General features: G+C 67.4%; 14 protein-coding genes and 1 CRISPR repeat array. Of the genes, 6 read left to right on the top strand and 8 right to left on the bottom strand.

Annotation, left to right across the window (positions count from 1 at the left end; translation table 11 throughout):
* Nucleotides 1–3: 3 nt before the first annotated feature.
* The 5 genes from cas5e to WG212_RS15825 all read left to right on the top strand — a co-directional run bounded on the left by cas5e (nt 4) and on the right by WG212_RS15825 (nt 4,558).
* The gene (gene cas5e / locus WG212_RS15845; protein WP_337188081.1) at nt 4–771 is read left to right on the top strand and encodes a type I-E CRISPR-associated protein Cas5/CasD; all 768 of its coding nucleotides are present in this window, start codon (nt 4–6) and stop codon (nt 769–771) included.
* Nucleotides 768–1,427, top strand: coding sequence for a type I-E CRISPR-associated protein Cas6/Cse3/CasE (gene cas6e / locus WG212_RS15840; RefSeq protein WP_337188080.1), 660 nt, complete (start codon nt 768–770; stop codon nt 1,425–1,427). The genes cas5e and cas6e overlap by 4 nt, the downstream gene beginning before the upstream one ends.
* Nucleotides 1,428–1,430: 3 nt before the next feature.
* Entirely contained in the window at nt 1,431–2,378 is a 948-nt protein-coding gene (cas1e, locus tag WG212_RS15835; RefSeq protein WP_337188079.1) for a type I-E CRISPR-associated endonuclease Cas1e, read from the top strand.
* Nucleotides 2,359–2,649: a type I-E CRISPR-associated endoribonuclease Cas2e gene (cas2e, locus tag WG212_RS15830; protein ID WP_337188078.1), complete on the top strand. Its 291-nt coding sequence runs from the start codon at nt 2,359–2,361 to the stop codon at nt 2,647–2,649. Before cas1e ends, cas2e begins: the two co-directional genes overlap by 20 nt.
* Before the next feature lie 91 nt (nt 2,650–2,740).
* Nucleotides 2,741–3,806: direct repeats of the CRISPR family, unit length 29 nt; unit sequence GTGTCCCCCGCCTGCGCGGGGATGAACCG.
* Between the two features lie 266 nt (nt 3,807–4,072).
* Nucleotides 4,073–4,558 carry a hypothetical protein gene (locus WG212_RS15825; RefSeq protein ID WP_337188077.1) on the top strand — a complete coding sequence of 162 codons (486 nt, stop codon included), beginning with the start codon at nt 4,073–4,075 and terminating at the stop codon, nt 4,556–4,558.
* Nucleotides 4,559–4,671: 113 nt separating this feature from the next.
* Here the strand turns inward: WG212_RS15825 and WG212_RS15820 are convergent, their stop codons facing one another.
* From WG212_RS15820 to WG212_RS15785, 8 genes are all read right to left on the bottom strand, one after another.
* Entirely contained in the window at nt 4,672–5,286 is a 615-nt protein-coding gene (locus WG212_RS15820) for a hypothetical protein (RefSeq protein ID WP_337188076.1), read from the bottom strand.
* Nucleotides 5,287–5,300: 14 nt separating this feature from the next.
* The gene (locus WG212_RS15815; protein ID WP_337188075.1) at nt 5,301–6,464 is read right to left on the bottom strand and encodes a hypothetical protein; all 1,164 of its coding nucleotides are present in this window, start codon (nt 6,462–6,464) and stop codon (nt 5,301–5,303) included.
* Between the two features lie 129 nt (nt 6,465–6,593).
* The gene (locus WG212_RS15810) at nt 6,594–7,193 is read right to left on the bottom strand and encodes a hypothetical protein (protein WP_337188074.1); all 600 of its coding nucleotides are present in this window, start codon (nt 7,191–7,193) and stop codon (nt 6,594–6,596) included.
* A gap of 683 nt (nt 7,194–7,876) precedes the next feature.
* Entirely contained in the window at nt 7,877–8,818 is a 942-nt protein-coding gene (locus WG212_RS15805) for an IS1595 family transposase (RefSeq protein WP_337188073.1), read from the bottom strand.
* Nucleotides 8,819–8,872: 54 nt separating this feature from the next.
* Nucleotides 8,873–9,184 carry a hypothetical protein gene (locus WG212_RS15800; RefSeq protein ID WP_337188072.1) on the bottom strand — a complete coding sequence of 104 codons (312 nt, stop codon included), beginning with the start codon at nt 9,182–9,184 and terminating at the stop codon, nt 8,873–8,875.
* A 335-nt stretch (nt 9,185–9,519) separates the two neighbouring features.
* Complete coding sequence (locus tag WG212_RS15795) at nt 9,520–10,278, bottom strand: SDR family NAD(P)-dependent oxidoreductase (RefSeq protein WP_337188071.1); 759 nt, start codon at nt 10,276–10,278, stop codon at nt 9,520–9,522.
* Between the two features lie 42 nt (nt 10,279–10,320).
* Nucleotides 10,321–11,292 carry an alpha/beta hydrolase gene (locus tag WG212_RS15790; RefSeq protein WP_337188070.1) on the bottom strand — a complete coding sequence of 324 codons (972 nt, stop codon included), beginning with the start codon at nt 11,290–11,292 and terminating at the stop codon, nt 10,321–10,323.
* Between the two features lie 9 nt (nt 11,293–11,301).
* On the bottom strand, nt 11,302–12,192 hold the full coding sequence (locus tag WG212_RS15785) for an NAD(P)H-binding protein (RefSeq protein ID WP_337188069.1): 891 nt from the start codon (nt 12,190–12,192) through the stop codon (nt 11,302–11,304).
* 253 nt (nt 12,193–12,445) lie between these two features.
* Here WG212_RS15785 and WG212_RS15780 point away from each other — a divergent pair, with 253 nt between their 5' ends.
* Nucleotides 12,446–14,566, top strand: coding sequence for a TonB-dependent receptor (locus tag WG212_RS15780; RefSeq protein WP_337188068.1), 2,121 nt, complete (start codon nt 12,446–12,448; stop codon nt 14,564–14,566).
* The last annotated feature ends 78 nt before the right edge of the window (nt 14,567–14,644 follow it).

The raw sequence follows: 14,644 nt of genomic DNA, 5'->3' as shown, positions 1-14,644 counted from the left end.
GCCGTGCCGGAGCGCGCCTTCCTCATCTTTCGCCTGTCAGGCCCGATGGCGGCGTTCGGCCGGATCGCCGTGGGCGAGCGGCGCGACGTCTGGGGGGAGCCGTCGAAGTCGGGTGTCCTCGGTTTCGTCGCCGGCGCCCTGGGCTTGCGGCGCGACGACGCCGAGGCCCAGGCGGAGCTGGCCGCCGGACTGGGCTTCGCGGTGCGTGTCGACGCGCCTGGCCGGCCGCTGCGCGACTACCATACGGCCCAGGCCCCCAAGGCGCGCCGGGGCGGCGTCTGGACCACGCGTCGCGAGGAACTGGGGCCGGGGGAGAACCTCAACACCGTCCTGTCGGAGCGCATCTATCGCATCGAGGCCTGCGCCACCGTCGCGCTGTGGCGGACAGGGGAAGCAGGCCCAGGTCTGGAAGCCCTGGCGGCGGCGATCCGGCGGCCGGCGTTCGCGCCCTTTCTCGGGCGCAAGTCTTGCCCCATGGGCGAGGCCGCGTGGCCCGAGGTCGTGGAGGCTACGGGGCTCGCCGCAGCGTTCGAGGCCTATGACGCACAGCGTCCGAAGGTCGAAGGCGCACAGCCTCCCGGACCGGCGACGGAGGTCTGGTTCGAGCTGGGCGCCGGCCTCGCCGAAGAGGACGCCGCCGCGCGCCACATCCGCGAGCGCCGCGATGCGCCGGGCGACCGCCTGCGCCGCCGTTTCGGCAACCGTTCGGAGGGGCGTCTCGACCTCGCGCCCGATCCCCTGCCCGATCCCCTGGCGGATATTGTTACATGACCTGGATCACCCATGCCGAACTTCGGCGCGACACGCCGCAGGCGCGGCAACTCGCGGCCTGTCTCGTCCAGGGCTCGGGGTCGGCGGGCCACAACCTGGTCTGGAACCTGTTCGCGGACGATCCCGACGCGACGCGCGACTTCCTGTACCGCGAGATCGCGCCGGGCCGGTTCATCGTGGTGTCGGCGCGCCCGCCGGCGGGCCTGCCCGAAGTCTGGACGATGACCTCCAAGCCCTACGCCCCGCGGATTTCCGCCGGCGACGATTTCGCCTTCATGCTGCGCGCCCAGCCGACCGTGGCGCTGTCGCAACCCGGGCGCGCGCGCAGCCTGCGCCGGGATGTGTTCATTCACGCCAAGAAGCGCAAAGGCGGCCCGCTTTCGGCCTGCGAACGCCAGGCCGTGGCGCTGGAGTGGCTGTTCGCCCGCGAGGATCGCCTGGGCGTCGCGTTCGACCGGGAACGATGCGGCATGATGCGCGACGACACGCTGACGCCGAAGCCGGCCACGGCGCCCAGAGCGCGGATGCAGGTCGCAGACTTCGAGGGCCGGCTCAGTGTTCGCGACCCCGCGCGGCTGACGGCGGCGCTCACCGCGGGTGTCGGGCCGGGCAAGGCCTACGGCCTGGGCCTGCTGTTGCTGAAGCCCGCCGGCTGAGCGATGGCCGAGCCGCCGTACATCCCCTTGCGGCCCATCCCGCTGAAGGACCGCTCGGCGATCGTCTTCCTCCAGTACGGCCAACTCGACGTTATCGACGGGGCTTTTGTCCTGGTCGATCAGCATGGCGTGCGCGTGCAGATCCCCGTCGGCGGCCTCGCCTGCCTGATGCTGGAGCCGGGCACACGCGTCAGCCACGCGGCGGTCATGCTCTGCGCCCAGGTGGGTTGCCTGCTGATCTGGGTCGGAGAGGGCGGGGTCAGACTCTACTCCGCGGGCCAGCCGGGCGGTGCGCGCGCCGACCGTCTGCTGTTCCAGGCGCGCACGGCCCTGGACGAGACGGCGCGCCTGAACGTCGTGCGGGAGATGTACCGTCGTCTCGTGGGCGAGCGGGCGCCGGCTCGCCGGTCGGTCGATCAGCTACGGGGCATCGAAGGCGTGCGCGTGCGCGAGCTCTACAAGCGTCTGGCCAGTCTGCATGGCGTGCCCTGGAGGGCGCGGCGCTACGAGGTGCAGCAATGGGATGCGGCGGATATCCCCAATCGCTGCCTCTCGGCGGCCACGGCGTGTCTATACGGTCTGTCCGAGGCCGCGATCCTGGCGGCGGGATACGCGCCGGCCATAGGTTTCCTTCATCGCGGCAAGCCCCAGAGTTTCGTCTACGACATCGCCGACATCTACAAGTTCGAGACGGTGGCGCCCGTCGCCTTCGCCACGGCCGCGCAGGTGGCCAAGGGCCGGGGGGAGGGACCGCCGGAACGGCAGGTGAGGATCGCCTGTCGGGAAGCCTTTCGCAGTTCGAAGCTGCTGGAACGCATCATTCCCGACATCGAGGCCATCCTGCGCGCCGGTGGTCTCGCGCCTCCGGACGACGCGGAAGACGCGCCGGAGGCCGTTCCGCCCGCCATTACCCGAACCCAGGCGTCCGGCGATGATGGTCATCGTGGTTGAGAATGCGCCGCCGCGCCTGCGCGGGCGGCTCTCGCTCTGGCTCGCCGAGGTGCGGGCCGGGGTCTATGTCGGCGTCTACGCCCGGCGAACGCGGGAACGGATCTGGACCGAAGTCCGCGAGTTGATCGGACCGGGCAACGCGGTCATGGCCTGGACCGCGACCACCGACTCCGGTTTCGCCTTTGACGCCGTCGGTGAGAACCGTCGCGAACCCGCCGACTTCGACGGCCTCACGCTCGTGAGATTTCTACCTCCGTCCGCACCCGAGTAACCCACTGGCCCGCGAGGGAACGTTTCGGGAACACGCTGGTGCGATCTTTGACATCGTGAATCTATATGTTTTCATGGGCTTGTGCTGAAGAGTGTCCCCCGCCTGCGCGGGGATGAACCGCTCAACCACGTCCTGGGCGCGTCGGTCGCGATGTGTCCCCCGCCTGCGCGGGGATGAACCGGGATGACCATGACGCCTCTTTTCGCGGTCGGCGTGTCCCCCGCCTGCGCGGGATGAACCGGGCTTGGGACGGCTCTATGACCGCCTCATCGTGTGTCCCCCGCCTGCGCGGGGATGAACCGCCGGTCACCCGGCCGGCCCGGTGCGTCGCGGCGTGTCCCCCGCCTGCGCGGGGATGAACCGAGGCCGAGGCCGATCTCGCCCTCGGGGCAGAGGTGTCCCCCGCCTGCGCGGGGATGAACCGCCTTCCTCGCCGTCCACTTCGCCCCGGACATAGTGTCCCCCGCCTGCGCGGGGATGAACCGGGCCTGGAGCGCTTCTGGACGAAGGGCGACACGTGTCCCCCGCCTGCGCGGGGATGAACCGTCGGTGGACGAGGCCCTGCTGGCAGTGACCCAGTGTCCCCCGCCTGCGCGGGGATGAACCGATCGTGGGACTGCTCATAGGCGCCTCGTCCAGGTGTCCCCCGCCTGCGCGGGGATGAACCGACGTCCGGCAGGTGCTCGTGGACCATCATGGCGTGTCCCCCGCCTGCGCGGGGATGAACCGCTCCACGTCGCGCCGGAAAACGCCCGGTTCGGGTGTCCCCCGCCTGCGCGGGGATGAACCGCCACTGTCCGAGGTCGAGGCGGCGCGCCGTTGGTGTCCCCCGCCTGCGCGGGGATGAACCGGTCGTCGCGGTGCCGATCGGCCCCTTCGTGGCGTGTCCCCCGCCTGCGCGGGGATGAACCGCCTTGCCGCCACCTCTCGATAAAGAGCCTGAAGTGTCCCCCGCCTGCGCGGGGATGAACCAAGCGACGGTACGCCGCCAGCTCAAGCGGACGATGTGTCCCCCGCCTGCGCGGGGATGAACCGACAACATGCGCCACCTTCTGACCGCCGCTGCGGTGTCCCCCGCCTGCGCGGGGATGAACCGCTTTCGTTCTACCTCGCATCCGTTCCGGGCTAGTGTCCCCTGCCTGCGCGGGGATGAACCGGTCTCGACCGCGGCGGCCCGGTGAGACGCGAGCGAGTTCGATTTAACGGCGGCGGACAACGGACAATTCTTGGCCCGATCGCCGGCTATCAGATCCCACTCGCAGGGCATCTCTTCGAGTTGGGCGCCCGCAGAAAGCGGCATGGATCCGACATCCTACCGAGGATGTCATAACATATGGTTATATATATTTATAAATTACTTAATATTTTGAGTATATTTTCCCTTTGAGATAATATTTGTCATCGAATAAATTAGAGATGTCTGATGACAAAACTCACACTCGCACAGGTCAAGGATATGGCCGACGACCCGGCCGCCACGCTGGAGGACGTCGCCATCGCGCTCCGGGAGGTGGCAGGGCTGACCGGCTCCCTGAGTGAGAGCGACACCGCGTGGTCACACATGTTCGTCAGCACCCTGACGCACCGCCCGCATCTGATCGCCCAATTGTTCAGCTCGTCTGAAGTTCGATCGGGCGGCATGCGTTGGGCCGCAAGTTGGGCTCGATTGCATCCGATTCAAAAGAAACTCGGAGGGAGGCAGCGCGTCGCTGACACTGTGGCGCCGCGCATCGGCGCGGTCTCTGGCGATACCCGCGACTGGCCGCCAGAGACCAGCCATCGCGAAGTCGCGCTGAACGCGGACTGGTCGCTGGCGACACCTGAAGATCTAGTCGGCGCCGAACCGCCTCCCGGGGCCGGACGGCATACCGATGGATTCGGACCCAATCGCCCCGACTCAGGGCGGTAGCGAACCGACGCAAGTGCGGGAGCAGAACGCACCCCGCGCCAATTTTCCATGTAAAAATCAAAATTCGGTGGCGGTGGGGGCAGGCTTGGGCGAACAGGTCTCCACGGTGACGCTCAGACGGCCGTCTGCTCGAACGCGATCACGCCCGGCTCAAATGCACCACGCGGGGTTCGCAAGTTTCGGCGTCGAGCGATGTCCTCGCGGACGAACAGCCCATTGCTGTTGACGATGAGCGGCCTGCCGATGACCGTCGGATCGGAAAAGTACTCTCGTCCGTGAAGAGCGGTGTAGGAATCGTTGCAGAGGGGGCAGGTCTTCACGTGTCCCTCGGTCGCCAGCAGGATGGGCGGCCGGCGTTCGTGAATCGTCGACCATCCTGGAATCACCTCCCCGTTCCGCCGAAGTACCCCCAGACCGATCCGGTCTCTGTCAATGAGATCGCGAATCTCGTCGAGCCAGCTGTGCGCGATGAGGCGGACCACGTAGTCGCACGTCCAACTGACTTCGTCATGGGCGCTTGGCGGCCCGGCGACGTCCACGTCCAGCCCGCGAAGGCCGGCATTCTTGTGAAGGCCACCATCGGGCGCCCTGCAGACCCATTCCGGCAGCGGAACGGTCCTGCCGTCGAAAATAGTCTCGGCATAGGATCCTCGATCCAGCGAGACACAGTCGGCTGTCTCGATGTCGTACCATAGCCAGCTGTGAACCGACGGGTCTGCAGGGGTCAAAGGACGAAGCTCGACTACTGGGAAGGAGGGGAGGCGGAAGGCTTACCCTTCGCGAGAGCCTCGTCTAGGTACTTCGAAACCTTCATCCCATTCTTGCGGTCGAACTCCCGGGTCACCCTTTGCAGGATCGCTATCGCCTCATCCTGCTTTCCTGGGTTCTTCGCGAAGTATTCCGCCCAGTTTGGTATGCCACCGCCGCGACCGCCGACGCGCGGAAAACCAGCCTCCTTCAGCGCTGCAGCCAGGTCGCGATGGAACATCGTGTGCAGGCTCTGGTGCAGTCGCGCCAGCTCCTGCTTGGCGGGGCCTCCCAGGAACTTCGCCCAGGCATGGTGCCCCTGGACCATGCCACGCACGACGGAGGGGCCGATCTCGTACCCGAGGTGTTTCACCAGCGACCCTGCGAAGCCGCCGCCGGCCATGAAGTCGATCGCACCGGTCGTGATGTCGGTCAGGTCGGTCGCGACGCCGCCCCAGTCGATGTTGTCCGACCAGATCTTGAAGTCGAACGGACCGGTCGTGCGCCAGCCCGGTATCGGGTGCAGTTTGCCGTCCGGCCCGCGTTGAAACACCTCGGTACGCGATGGGTCCGGCCTGCCCGCGTGGCTGCGATCCGAGGCGCGGGACCGCTGCATTCCAAACTGCGTGGCTGGCTGGCTCACCGCGTCGGCGGGCTGAAGTGAGGAACCGAGAGCCCTGTCTGGTCTGAACGACACTGGCTCTGCCATGCCGGCCGGACGGCCATCCAGCGGTGCCGGTCGGAGCGGAACCGCGCGTAGGCCATCCTGCGGCGAGTGCGGCGACGGGAGCGGAACGGGTCGGCTCCACTCGTCCTGCGGTCCGAGAGCCGGAGATGGCAGGGGAACCGGCCGCGACACGCCTGCCGGAACCTGAGGATCAACACGTCGCCAGAGGCCCGGAGCCGTCGTGATCCAGCTGTAAGCCGGGTCGATGTCAGCCGCCGCGGGCTGCAGACTTCCTCCGAAGTCCGAAGACGGGTCTCGCTGCAGCGGCCGGAAGGCGCCGCCGACGTCCGGTTCCGGATCGAGGATCCTCAGGTCGCCAAAGAAGTCGGCGTGCCGGCGCGCCGCCTGCACCTGCCGCTCCCGTTCAATCTCCCCGGGGCTCCGCAGGTACCATCGCCTGAGCGCCTCGCCGCTCAGGCGTGCGGGATCCATCTGGCGGGAGTTATAACGTTGAGAAAGCAGCCCGCATGTCAGGTGATTCGAGCCGACAGGCTGGCGCTCTGACTGAGATCGAAGTTACCCCCGGCATGATCGAGGCGGGGATGGCCGCGATCCGCCCGTTCATGGATCAGAGGGGCGATCTGCCTTGCTTAGATATTCGTGAAGCCCTGGGGGCAGCTCTGGGTGCTGCACTTTCAGCTCCTTCTGGATTTGAAGCAGGAGCTTCCAAGCGTCGTAGTTGAGACGCGCGGTTTCGCGGATCGCCGATGCGATCTCGTTGAGTAAGCCCTTCGTGAGGGGTCGAGCGTCGACAGCCAGGGGTTCGTAGGCGTCGGTGAGGCTATAGCCACGGACGGTCTTGATTGCCCCATCGCCCAGCGCATCGGCTTCGTAGTAGGCGTGACAGAAGAAGTTGCGGACTTTCGTGACGGAGCGCATCCGTTTGCAGGCTGCTGCGACCTCCCTCTCTGTCTTGGTCGAGAGGGCTCGCGCCTTCGAAAGGTGAACGATCAGATCTATTCGGTCGCGGTTGTTGCGGCTGGAGAACCAGACGACGACGCCGATGCCGGTATTTGACTGGCCAGCAAGCGCGTCGAGGATGCCGTAGAATACGCTCTCGCAGATGCCCCACTGCATCACCAGCACCCCGACGCCATATGCAAGCTGCCCGCTCATATCTAGGTTGTCGGGATACTCGAACTTGCTGCTGGGCGAATCCATGACTGCGAAAGCCCCTCCCAAGGCCAAGACGCGCAAACCTAAGCCGTCCGACGTCGAGCTCGAACCCGATGCCTGGGAACGGTTCGAAGCGACCGTGGACAAGGTCGTTCAAGCGAAAGAGCCGGTGAAGCCGCCTAGACCTGGCTAGCAGGTCATGGAGGCGACTGGTGTCCATCAACCGGCGTCTCGGCGTGCCCATGAAGACGGGAGCCGAGAACGATGCGCTGAGCGCGCTACAAGCGTTGCGTCAACTGGCGGGCAGGCGCCCGCAAGGCGATGAAGAAGCTGTTCAACCGCCGCGTCCGGCATGTACCGGTGGAGGCGGATGACGAGGGTTCGGGCCGTCCTCCCCAGGACGAGATTTGCGAAGCCAAGTCCTAATCGAAGGGCAGTTGCATCTGGTAGGGCTGAGATCGCCAGTGGGAGCGAACATGCTCCCTCCGCTGAAAGCGGACGCCATCATAAGCCCGCACATGCACTGTCTTCGGTCGTTCCATGCGTTGGGGCATGGGGTGCTCCTTCACAGCGAGGCGGAGAGGGTCCGCCGCCCAGATGCGAGCGGCTTGCGCGTGGGCCCCGGTTTCCCGGTGCTGTGATGGGGCTGAGGACGGCCCGAAGTCCCTGGCTAGTCGGATTCCAGCTTTGCTTTCAAGCGCATGCGCTTGATGCGGCGGGCCTTCTGCCTAGGCGTACGCGGCTTCACGAGTCCGCCGATAGGTAAGGCGCTTGCCGACGATGCCTTCGGCCACGGCCTGGGTGCGCTCCATGTCGGTCACGCCCCGCGTGTTGTAGCGGAAGTCGAACTCGACAAGGTAGCGAGCGAGGTGGGCTTCGCTCACGTGGTGGTACACGCCGTACACGCCGCGCTTGAGGATCGAGAAGAAGTTCTCGACCGTGTTGCTGTGGTGGAAGCCCGCGCGGACGTACTCCCCAGCGGCGTGATCGACGGCACTGTGAGCGGCGAACTCTTGGCCCACCTTGGGGTACATGCGGGCGCCGTCAGTCATGAGGTGCGGGGCGCGGTGCGCGGTCTGCACGATGATCGGACGCAGGGTGCGCGCGGTCACGCGCGGCACGTGGAAAGAGCGGGCCTTCCCGTCGCGCTCCACCAGCGTCAGGACGGCTTGCTTGCGGCCGAACATGTCGCGGCTGTTGCGCTTGTTGGCGTGCTTGTTCTTCTCCTTGCCGCCCATGTACGTCTCGTCGGCCTCGACCACGCGGCCCGGCCCACCGAGCGGGCCCGCCGTGCCCTTGTCGTTCATGGCCTCGCGGATGCGGTGCATCATGAACCACGTGGACTTGTAGGAGACGTCCAGCATGCGGCTGAGCTGGAGCGCGCTCATGCCCTTCTTGGACGCCGAAAGCAGGAACATCGCCAGGAGCCACTTGGTGAGTGGAATCTTCGAACGTTCGAACAGCGTGCCGACCGTGGCCGTGAACTGCTGGCGGCATTCGTTGCACTGATAGAGGCCCGCGCGGTGGGCTTCGCCCTCCAGCTTGCGGGTGCGTTCCTCGACCGCGCCGCAGTGCGGGCAGTGCCGGCCATCCTTCCACACGCGGGCTTCAAGCCACTCGCGGGCCTTGGCTTCGTTGTGGAAGATCGGGTTCTGCAGTTGGGCGGTCATCGGAGGATTCCTCTAATGAATCCAATCTTATGCCCGCAACGTGCTTTGTCAACGTTATAACTGCCTCGGAGTGTCGAGAATATTGTCGAACCCGATGGGGCGCCGATACCGCCGCCAGGCCACCCGCATACCCCAGGCCGCCGATATCGCGGCCACGACGACGCCTAGGCTCACGAGCAGCCCGATCGGCCAGAGTGTCTGGACCAGGTTCGCCAGGGTGTCGAGTTCGTCCCCGCTCAATCCATCGAGCGGATTGACGCCGTACGTCGCCATGGCGACCCAGATAGCGAGAAGCAGGCCGATGAGGCTCGTCAGGAGGGGCAGCAGCAGCGTGTCGAGCAGCCGGCGCAACAGGTCGCCGGTCACGAGGCAGTCCCTGCTGCTTCGCTTGCGACACCCCTGCGCGCTGCACCATCCACCGGGCGTCCCCCGACCCCAGACGGCAAGGCCGTCGGGAGCGAAGGTGGCGGACGCGGCCAAGTTGTCAACACTCGAGCTTGTGGCTCTGGGCTGTGATGGGCTGAGGCTGTCTTCCGGCGTGGGCGCGGACTCGCTTGCGCCGCACCATGGGCAGACCCCGGTGCGGCTGGGAGCGCCCTGTCGACACGCAGCTCCAATGTCCGCTTTCCGGTGCGATCTGAACTTCCGCTCATGGCGCAAGTTTGCCGCTGATCCCAACCGTCGCTCCTACGCGGCTCGGTTCAGCCCTTCGTCATCGCGAGGTAGGAGCGGTTCCAGGTGGGGCTGATGAGGATCTCGTTCACGCATACGCTGGGCGGCATCTGGGCCACGAACAGGATGGTGTGGGCGAGATCCTCCGACTGCAGCATTCGGGCCTGGTCCTCCGCGCTCACCGGAACGGGCCGGTTCTTCAGGATCGGCGTGGCCACCTCGCCGGGGCAGATGCAGCAAGAGCGGATCCCGTGCGCGCCCTCCGCTTGGTTGAGGCTCTCGCTCAGCACGTTCAAGCCGGCCTTGGCCGCCGTATAGGCCGGCCCCGTCACGGGCGAGACGTAGCGACCACCCCAAGAGGAGACCTGGATGATCAGGCCGCCACCTTGCGCCCGCATCGCGGGCAGCACCGCGCGCGAGGCGTAGAAGCAGCCGTTGAGATTGGCGGCGATCACGCTGTCGAAGCCCGGCGCGTCGACCGCATCCCACGCGCGCTGGCGGATGTTCAGGCCGGCGCTGTTTACGAGGACGTCGCAACGGCCGAACGTTTTGAGGACCTCGGCGGCGACCGCCTCAACCTGCGCCGCGTCCGCGACGTCGGCCGGCAGCACCCGGCATTTGCCGCCGGCCGCGTCGACGCGCGCGGCCGTCTCCTGCAGGCCTTCCGGGCGGCGGCTCGTCAGCGCCACCCGCGCGCCGGCGCCCGCCAGCGCGACGGCCGCCGCCTGGCCGATGCCCGAGCCCGCGCCGGTCACCCAGACCACCTGTCCATCCATCGTCTTCTGCATGTCGAGCCTTCCGAGTGTGACGTGCGGGCGAGAGCTGGCGGCCTATGCGCCGCCAGCGCCCCGAGCCGCGTCCAGGAACCGCGCCACACCGGCGTTGGCGGCCTGCGCCAGCTGACCTTCCAGCATGTGGAAGCCGTGGACGCCGCCCGGGAAGACCGCGAGCTCGGCCGCGTTGCCCGCCGCCCGCCAGCGCGCGTGCATGAAGAGGCTGTCGTCGATCAGGGGATCCAGGGTCCCCACCGAGAACAGCGCGGTGGGCAGTCCGCTCAGGTCGGCGTAGAGGGGCGAGATCGCCGGATCGCGCAGATCGAAGGGGCCTGCGACCCCGGCCACGAGCGCCTCGACCCGGGCGCGGTCCAGGATCAGCGTGTCGCGGGCCCGCCGCATGCTCGGCGTGAGCGACAGGTCGTAGCAGCCGTACATCAGGTTGGCCGCCCGGTATGCGCCGCCGACGCCGGCGTCGCGCATCCGGACTAGGGTCGAGGCCGCGAGGTGCGCGCCGGCCGATTCCCCGCCGATCGCCAGCCAGGCCGCCCCGAACTCGGCTTCGGCGCGCTGGACCAGCCATTGGGCGGCCGCGAAGGCGTCGTCGAGGCCGGCCGGGAAGGGGGCCTCGGGCGCCAGGCGATAGTCCACGCTGACCGCGACGAGGCCCGCTTCGCGCCCGATGAGCTCCAGCGGCCCGTCCCACATGTCGTTGGTCCCGGCGGTCCAGCCCCCGCCGTGGAGATGCAGATAGGCGCCGCGCGGCCGCTCCGGCGCCAAAATGCGAAGCCCGATGTCGCCGGCAGGGCCGGGAATGGCCAGGGTCCGCGCTCGCGGCGAGCGCGGCGAGACCGGCAAGCTCAGGTGTCCCGCGGCATAGGCCGCGCGCATGGCGGCGACATCGGCTGGCGGGACGACCGCGGCCAGCTTCGCCGCCAGCGCCGCGTTGACGGCCCGCGTCTCGGCGGAGATCGCCTCGGGGCGGAACGGGTCGTCCGGCGACCCGCCAGGGGAGCTCTTCGACATCATCAGGCCGGCCTAGCGCGCCCAGAGGCTGGGAACAAACTCCTGCAACGTCGTCATCCGGAACTCGGGGTGGAGGTCCGCCACCGTCGGGCCGGAGCCCACGCAGTCGTTGTCGACGAACCAGTCGATCAGCGGCGTGGACGACGAGCGCTTGTGGTTCGACAGCCAGTCCAGCGGCAGGCGTGCGAGTAGCCCGTAGTGACCCGGGAACTTACCCAACAGGCCCACCGGTGCGCCGCGCGCCTTGGCCAGCACCTCGCAGACCTCGCCGATCGTGAAGGGGCCCGGCGCGACGAAGTCCATCGTGCGGCCCAGGTAGTTCGGCCGGGTCGTCAGCGCCTCGACGGTGTAGCGGGCGACATCGGGCTGCGAGGTGAAGGTGAAGCGCCGGTGCGCGGGGAAGGGGAACGGGAAGTGACCGCGGTCGATCTTGTCGACGTGGTTGCCCAGGATGTCCTGCAGGAAGCCGCCGCAGCGTAGGACCGTACACGTCAGGCCGCTCTTCGCCAGCAGCCGCTCGACATAGTACTTCGCGTCGAGGATCGCCGGCCCCTTGAGCCGATCGGGGCTCAGCACGGACGGATAGATCAGGTGCTTCAGGCCGCCCTGGCGCGCGCCGGCGATGATCGCTTCCGCCGCCGCGACCTCCAAAGAGACGTCGTTGCGCGTCCCCGCCGGTGTGATCGCGAACGCCGTGTCCGCGCCGGCCACCACGGCGGCGACGTCGGCCGGGTTCAGCAGGCTGCCGCCCACCACCTCGGCAGTCGGGTAGCGCTGCGCAACGCCCGCGGCGTCCCGCGCCAGGATCCGCAGATCGAGCCCGCGGTTCAGGAAGTCGCGCAGGAGCAGGTCCCCCACCGGGCCGGAGCAGCCGATCGCGGCCAGCTTGATCTTCGCCGTCATTGTCCGTCCCTCCCGCAGCCGTCTTGTCGACGGTTCCATTCTGTCTAATACGAATGATATTCTAGAAGACAACAACAAATATGCGAGGGTGAGGCGAGGAAATCGATGCCGCTCGCCCTGGTGGCGTTGCGCGCAGCCCCTGAACTTTGCCTCTTGCCAATATGCGAACGCAGAACTAGAACGCTATCCTATTATCCGGTTGCGGCAAGCCGCCGGCGCACAAGAAAATCGACATCAGGGGAGGGTCTGCGGCATGCGCAGGGCGCTATTTCTTTCCGCCGCCACGATGGTGGGCGTGGGTCTGTCTTCCGCGGCCTGGGGTCAGGAGGCGCGCGCGCCCGACGCCCAGCTCGAGGAGATCGTCGTCACCGCGCAGAAGCGGTCCGAGTCGCTGCAGCGGACCCCGGTCTCCGTCACCGCGCTCGGCGAGGGCGCCCTCGAGGCGCGCGGGATCACGAGCGTCGCCGACCTGCAAGCGTCGGTGCCCGGCCTGATGATCGGCGGCAACATGAACTTCGGGGGCATCAACTCGATCGTGCTGCGCGGCGTCAGCAGCCCCAACGTCGTCATCGGCGCGGAGGAGGCGGTCGGCGTCTACATCGACGGGGTCTTCCTGCCCCGCTCGGACGCCGCCTTCTTCAACTTCGCCGATGTCGAACGCATCGAGGTGCTGCGGGGACCGCAAGGCACGCTCTACGGCCGCAACTCCACCGCCGGCGCCATCAACATCCTGACGCGCTCTCCCGAGGACGCGTTCGAAGGCAAAATCAACGCCAGCTACGGCTCCCACGACAAGTTCGAGGTCAAAGGCTACCTGGGCGGGCCGCTTTCGGAGACGCTCGCCGCCAGCCTCTCGGCGGTGAAGTCGGGCCACGGCGGCTACTTCCGCAACGCCAACACCGGCAACCGGGTGGGCGAGCAGGACGACCTGACCACCCGCGCCAAGGTGGTCCTGCACAACGACCAGTTCCGCGTCACCCTGGCCGGCGACTACTCGCTGCTGAAGTCCGACGACCAATTCAAGAACCTGAAGAATCCGGCCGGCGTCTTCGTGGGCATGGGCGATCCCGATGTCGTGGCCACGGAGATCGAGGACCAGATCTACACGCGCCGCAAATCCTATGGCGTGAGCTTGCACGGCGCCTACATCGCCAGCGACGATCTCACGCTCACCTCGATCACCAGCAAGCGGTGGTACCGCGGGCGGGTGAACGCCGACACCGACGGCCAGGGGCTGGCGACGCCCTTCGTCCATACCTTGAGCGCGCTCGGCAACACCGACTTCAGCCAGGAGTTCCAGGCGAACTATGTGTCCGGGCCCGTCACGATCACCAGCGGCCTGAACTACTTCCAGGATCGCTCCTACGTCGACATCCGTATCTTCACGGCGGCCGGCCAGACCGGCTTCAGTCAACCGCGCAGCTTCACCAAGGCCTACGCCGCCTTCGCCCAGGCCGAGTGGTCGGTCTCCGACCAGCTGAAGCTCATCGCGGGCGCCCGCTACAACATCGACAAGAAGCACTACTCGGTGACCATGCCGGCCCTGGGCGCGCTCGGCCGCTCCTTCGTCGAGGATCGCCGGACCGACAAGGCATTCATCCCGAAGGTCGGCCTCACCTATCAGGCGACGCCCACGGCCTTCCTGTTCGCGACCATCTCGCGCGGCTACCGGGCCGGGGCCTACTCGGCCGGTCCGGCGCGGTTTAGCCAGGTGGCGCCCGGGGCGGATCCGGAGAAGCTCTGGAATTACGAAGCCGGGGTGAAGACTGAGCTGCTTGATCGGCGGCTGCGCCTGAACGCGACGGCCTACTACACAACGGTGAAGGGCCTGCAGGTTCGCGAGACGGTGGCGGTGGGCGACGCACAGGTGAACAACGCCGGCAGCGCGCGGGTCTACGGCGTCGAATTCGAGTCGACCGCCCTGCTCGGCAACGGCTTCTCGATCGACAGCAGCCTTTCGCTGCTGGACGGCGAGTATGAGATGCTGTTCGAGCGCGGGTTCGTGGGCGTCGTGGTGAGCCTCGACCGCTCCGGCAACCGGATGATCCGCTCGCCGCGCATGCAGTTCTCCATCGATGGCCGTTATGAGGCCGAGCTCACCGGCGACCTCGGTCTGAAGGCCAACGTCCGCTACTATCGGGAATCCAAGTCGTTCTACACGGCCGCCAACGAATCCGGGGTGGGCAACGACGGCTGGCACACGGTCGATGCCCGCGTGGCGTTCACCTACAAGGACGCCTGGGAGTTCTACGCATACGGCAAGAACCTGACCGACAAGCGCTACACCAGCGCCGTCATCACCCTGGGCGCCTTCTATCCCGCCTCCGTCAACGACCCGCGCACGGTGGGCGTGGGCTTCCAGTACGCCTTCTGAAACCGGGTCGGCCGGCTTCCCGGCCGGCCGCCCGTCCACGCTGCCCGTCGGCGTTCCTCCCCTGCCGCGCGCACCCTC

Source organism: Phenylobacterium sp., assembly GCF_037189685.1.
In the GTDB taxonomy this organism is placed as follows: domain Bacteria; phylum Pseudomonadota; class Alphaproteobacteria; order Caulobacterales; family Caulobacteraceae; genus Phenylobacterium.
Note: the sequence above shows the minus strand (reverse complement) of the source record. Positions and strands in the feature narration are given on the sequence as shown.

Excerpts from the sequence above, each read along its gene's own strand:
- cas6e (WP_337188080.1), top strand. The coding sequence starts at position 768 with ATGACCTGGATCACCCATGCCGAACTTCGGCGCGACACGCCGCAGGCG.
- cas1e (WP_337188079.1), top strand. The coding sequence starts at position 1,431 with ATGGCCGAGCCGCCGTACATCCCCTTGCGGCCCATCCCGCTGAAGGAC.
- cas2e (WP_337188078.1), top strand. The coding sequence starts at position 2,359 with ATGATGGTCATCGTGGTTGAGAATGCGCCGCCGCGCCTGCGCGGGCGG.
- WG212_RS15825 (WP_337188077.1), top strand. The coding sequence starts at position 4,073 with ATGACAAAACTCACACTCGCACAGGTCAAGGATATGGCCGACGACCCG.
- WG212_RS15815 (WP_337188075.1), bottom strand. The coding sequence starts at position 6,464 with ATGGATCCCGCACGCCTGAGCGGCGAGGCGCTCAGGCGATGGTACCTG.
- WG212_RS15810 (WP_337188074.1), bottom strand. The coding sequence starts at position 7,193 with ATGGATTCGCCCAGCAGCAAGTTCGAGTATCCCGACAACCTAGATATG.
- WG212_RS15805 (WP_337188073.1), bottom strand. The coding sequence starts at position 8,818 with ATGACCGCCCAACTGCAGAACCCGATCTTCCACAACGAAGCCAAGGCC.
- WG212_RS15795 (WP_337188071.1), bottom strand. The coding sequence starts at position 10,278 with ATGCAGAAGACGATGGATGGACAGGTGGTCTGGGTGACCGGCGCGGGC.
- WG212_RS15790 (WP_337188070.1), bottom strand. The coding sequence starts at position 11,292 with ATGATGTCGAAGAGCTCCCCTGGCGGGTCGCCGGACGACCCGTTCCGC.
- WG212_RS15785 (WP_337188069.1), bottom strand. The coding sequence starts at position 12,192 with ATGACGGCGAAGATCAAGCTGGCCGCGATCGGCTGCTCCGGCCCGGTG.
- WG212_RS15780 (WP_337188068.1), top strand. The coding sequence starts at position 12,446 with ATGCGCAGGGCGCTATTTCTTTCCGCCGCCACGATGGTGGGCGTGGGT.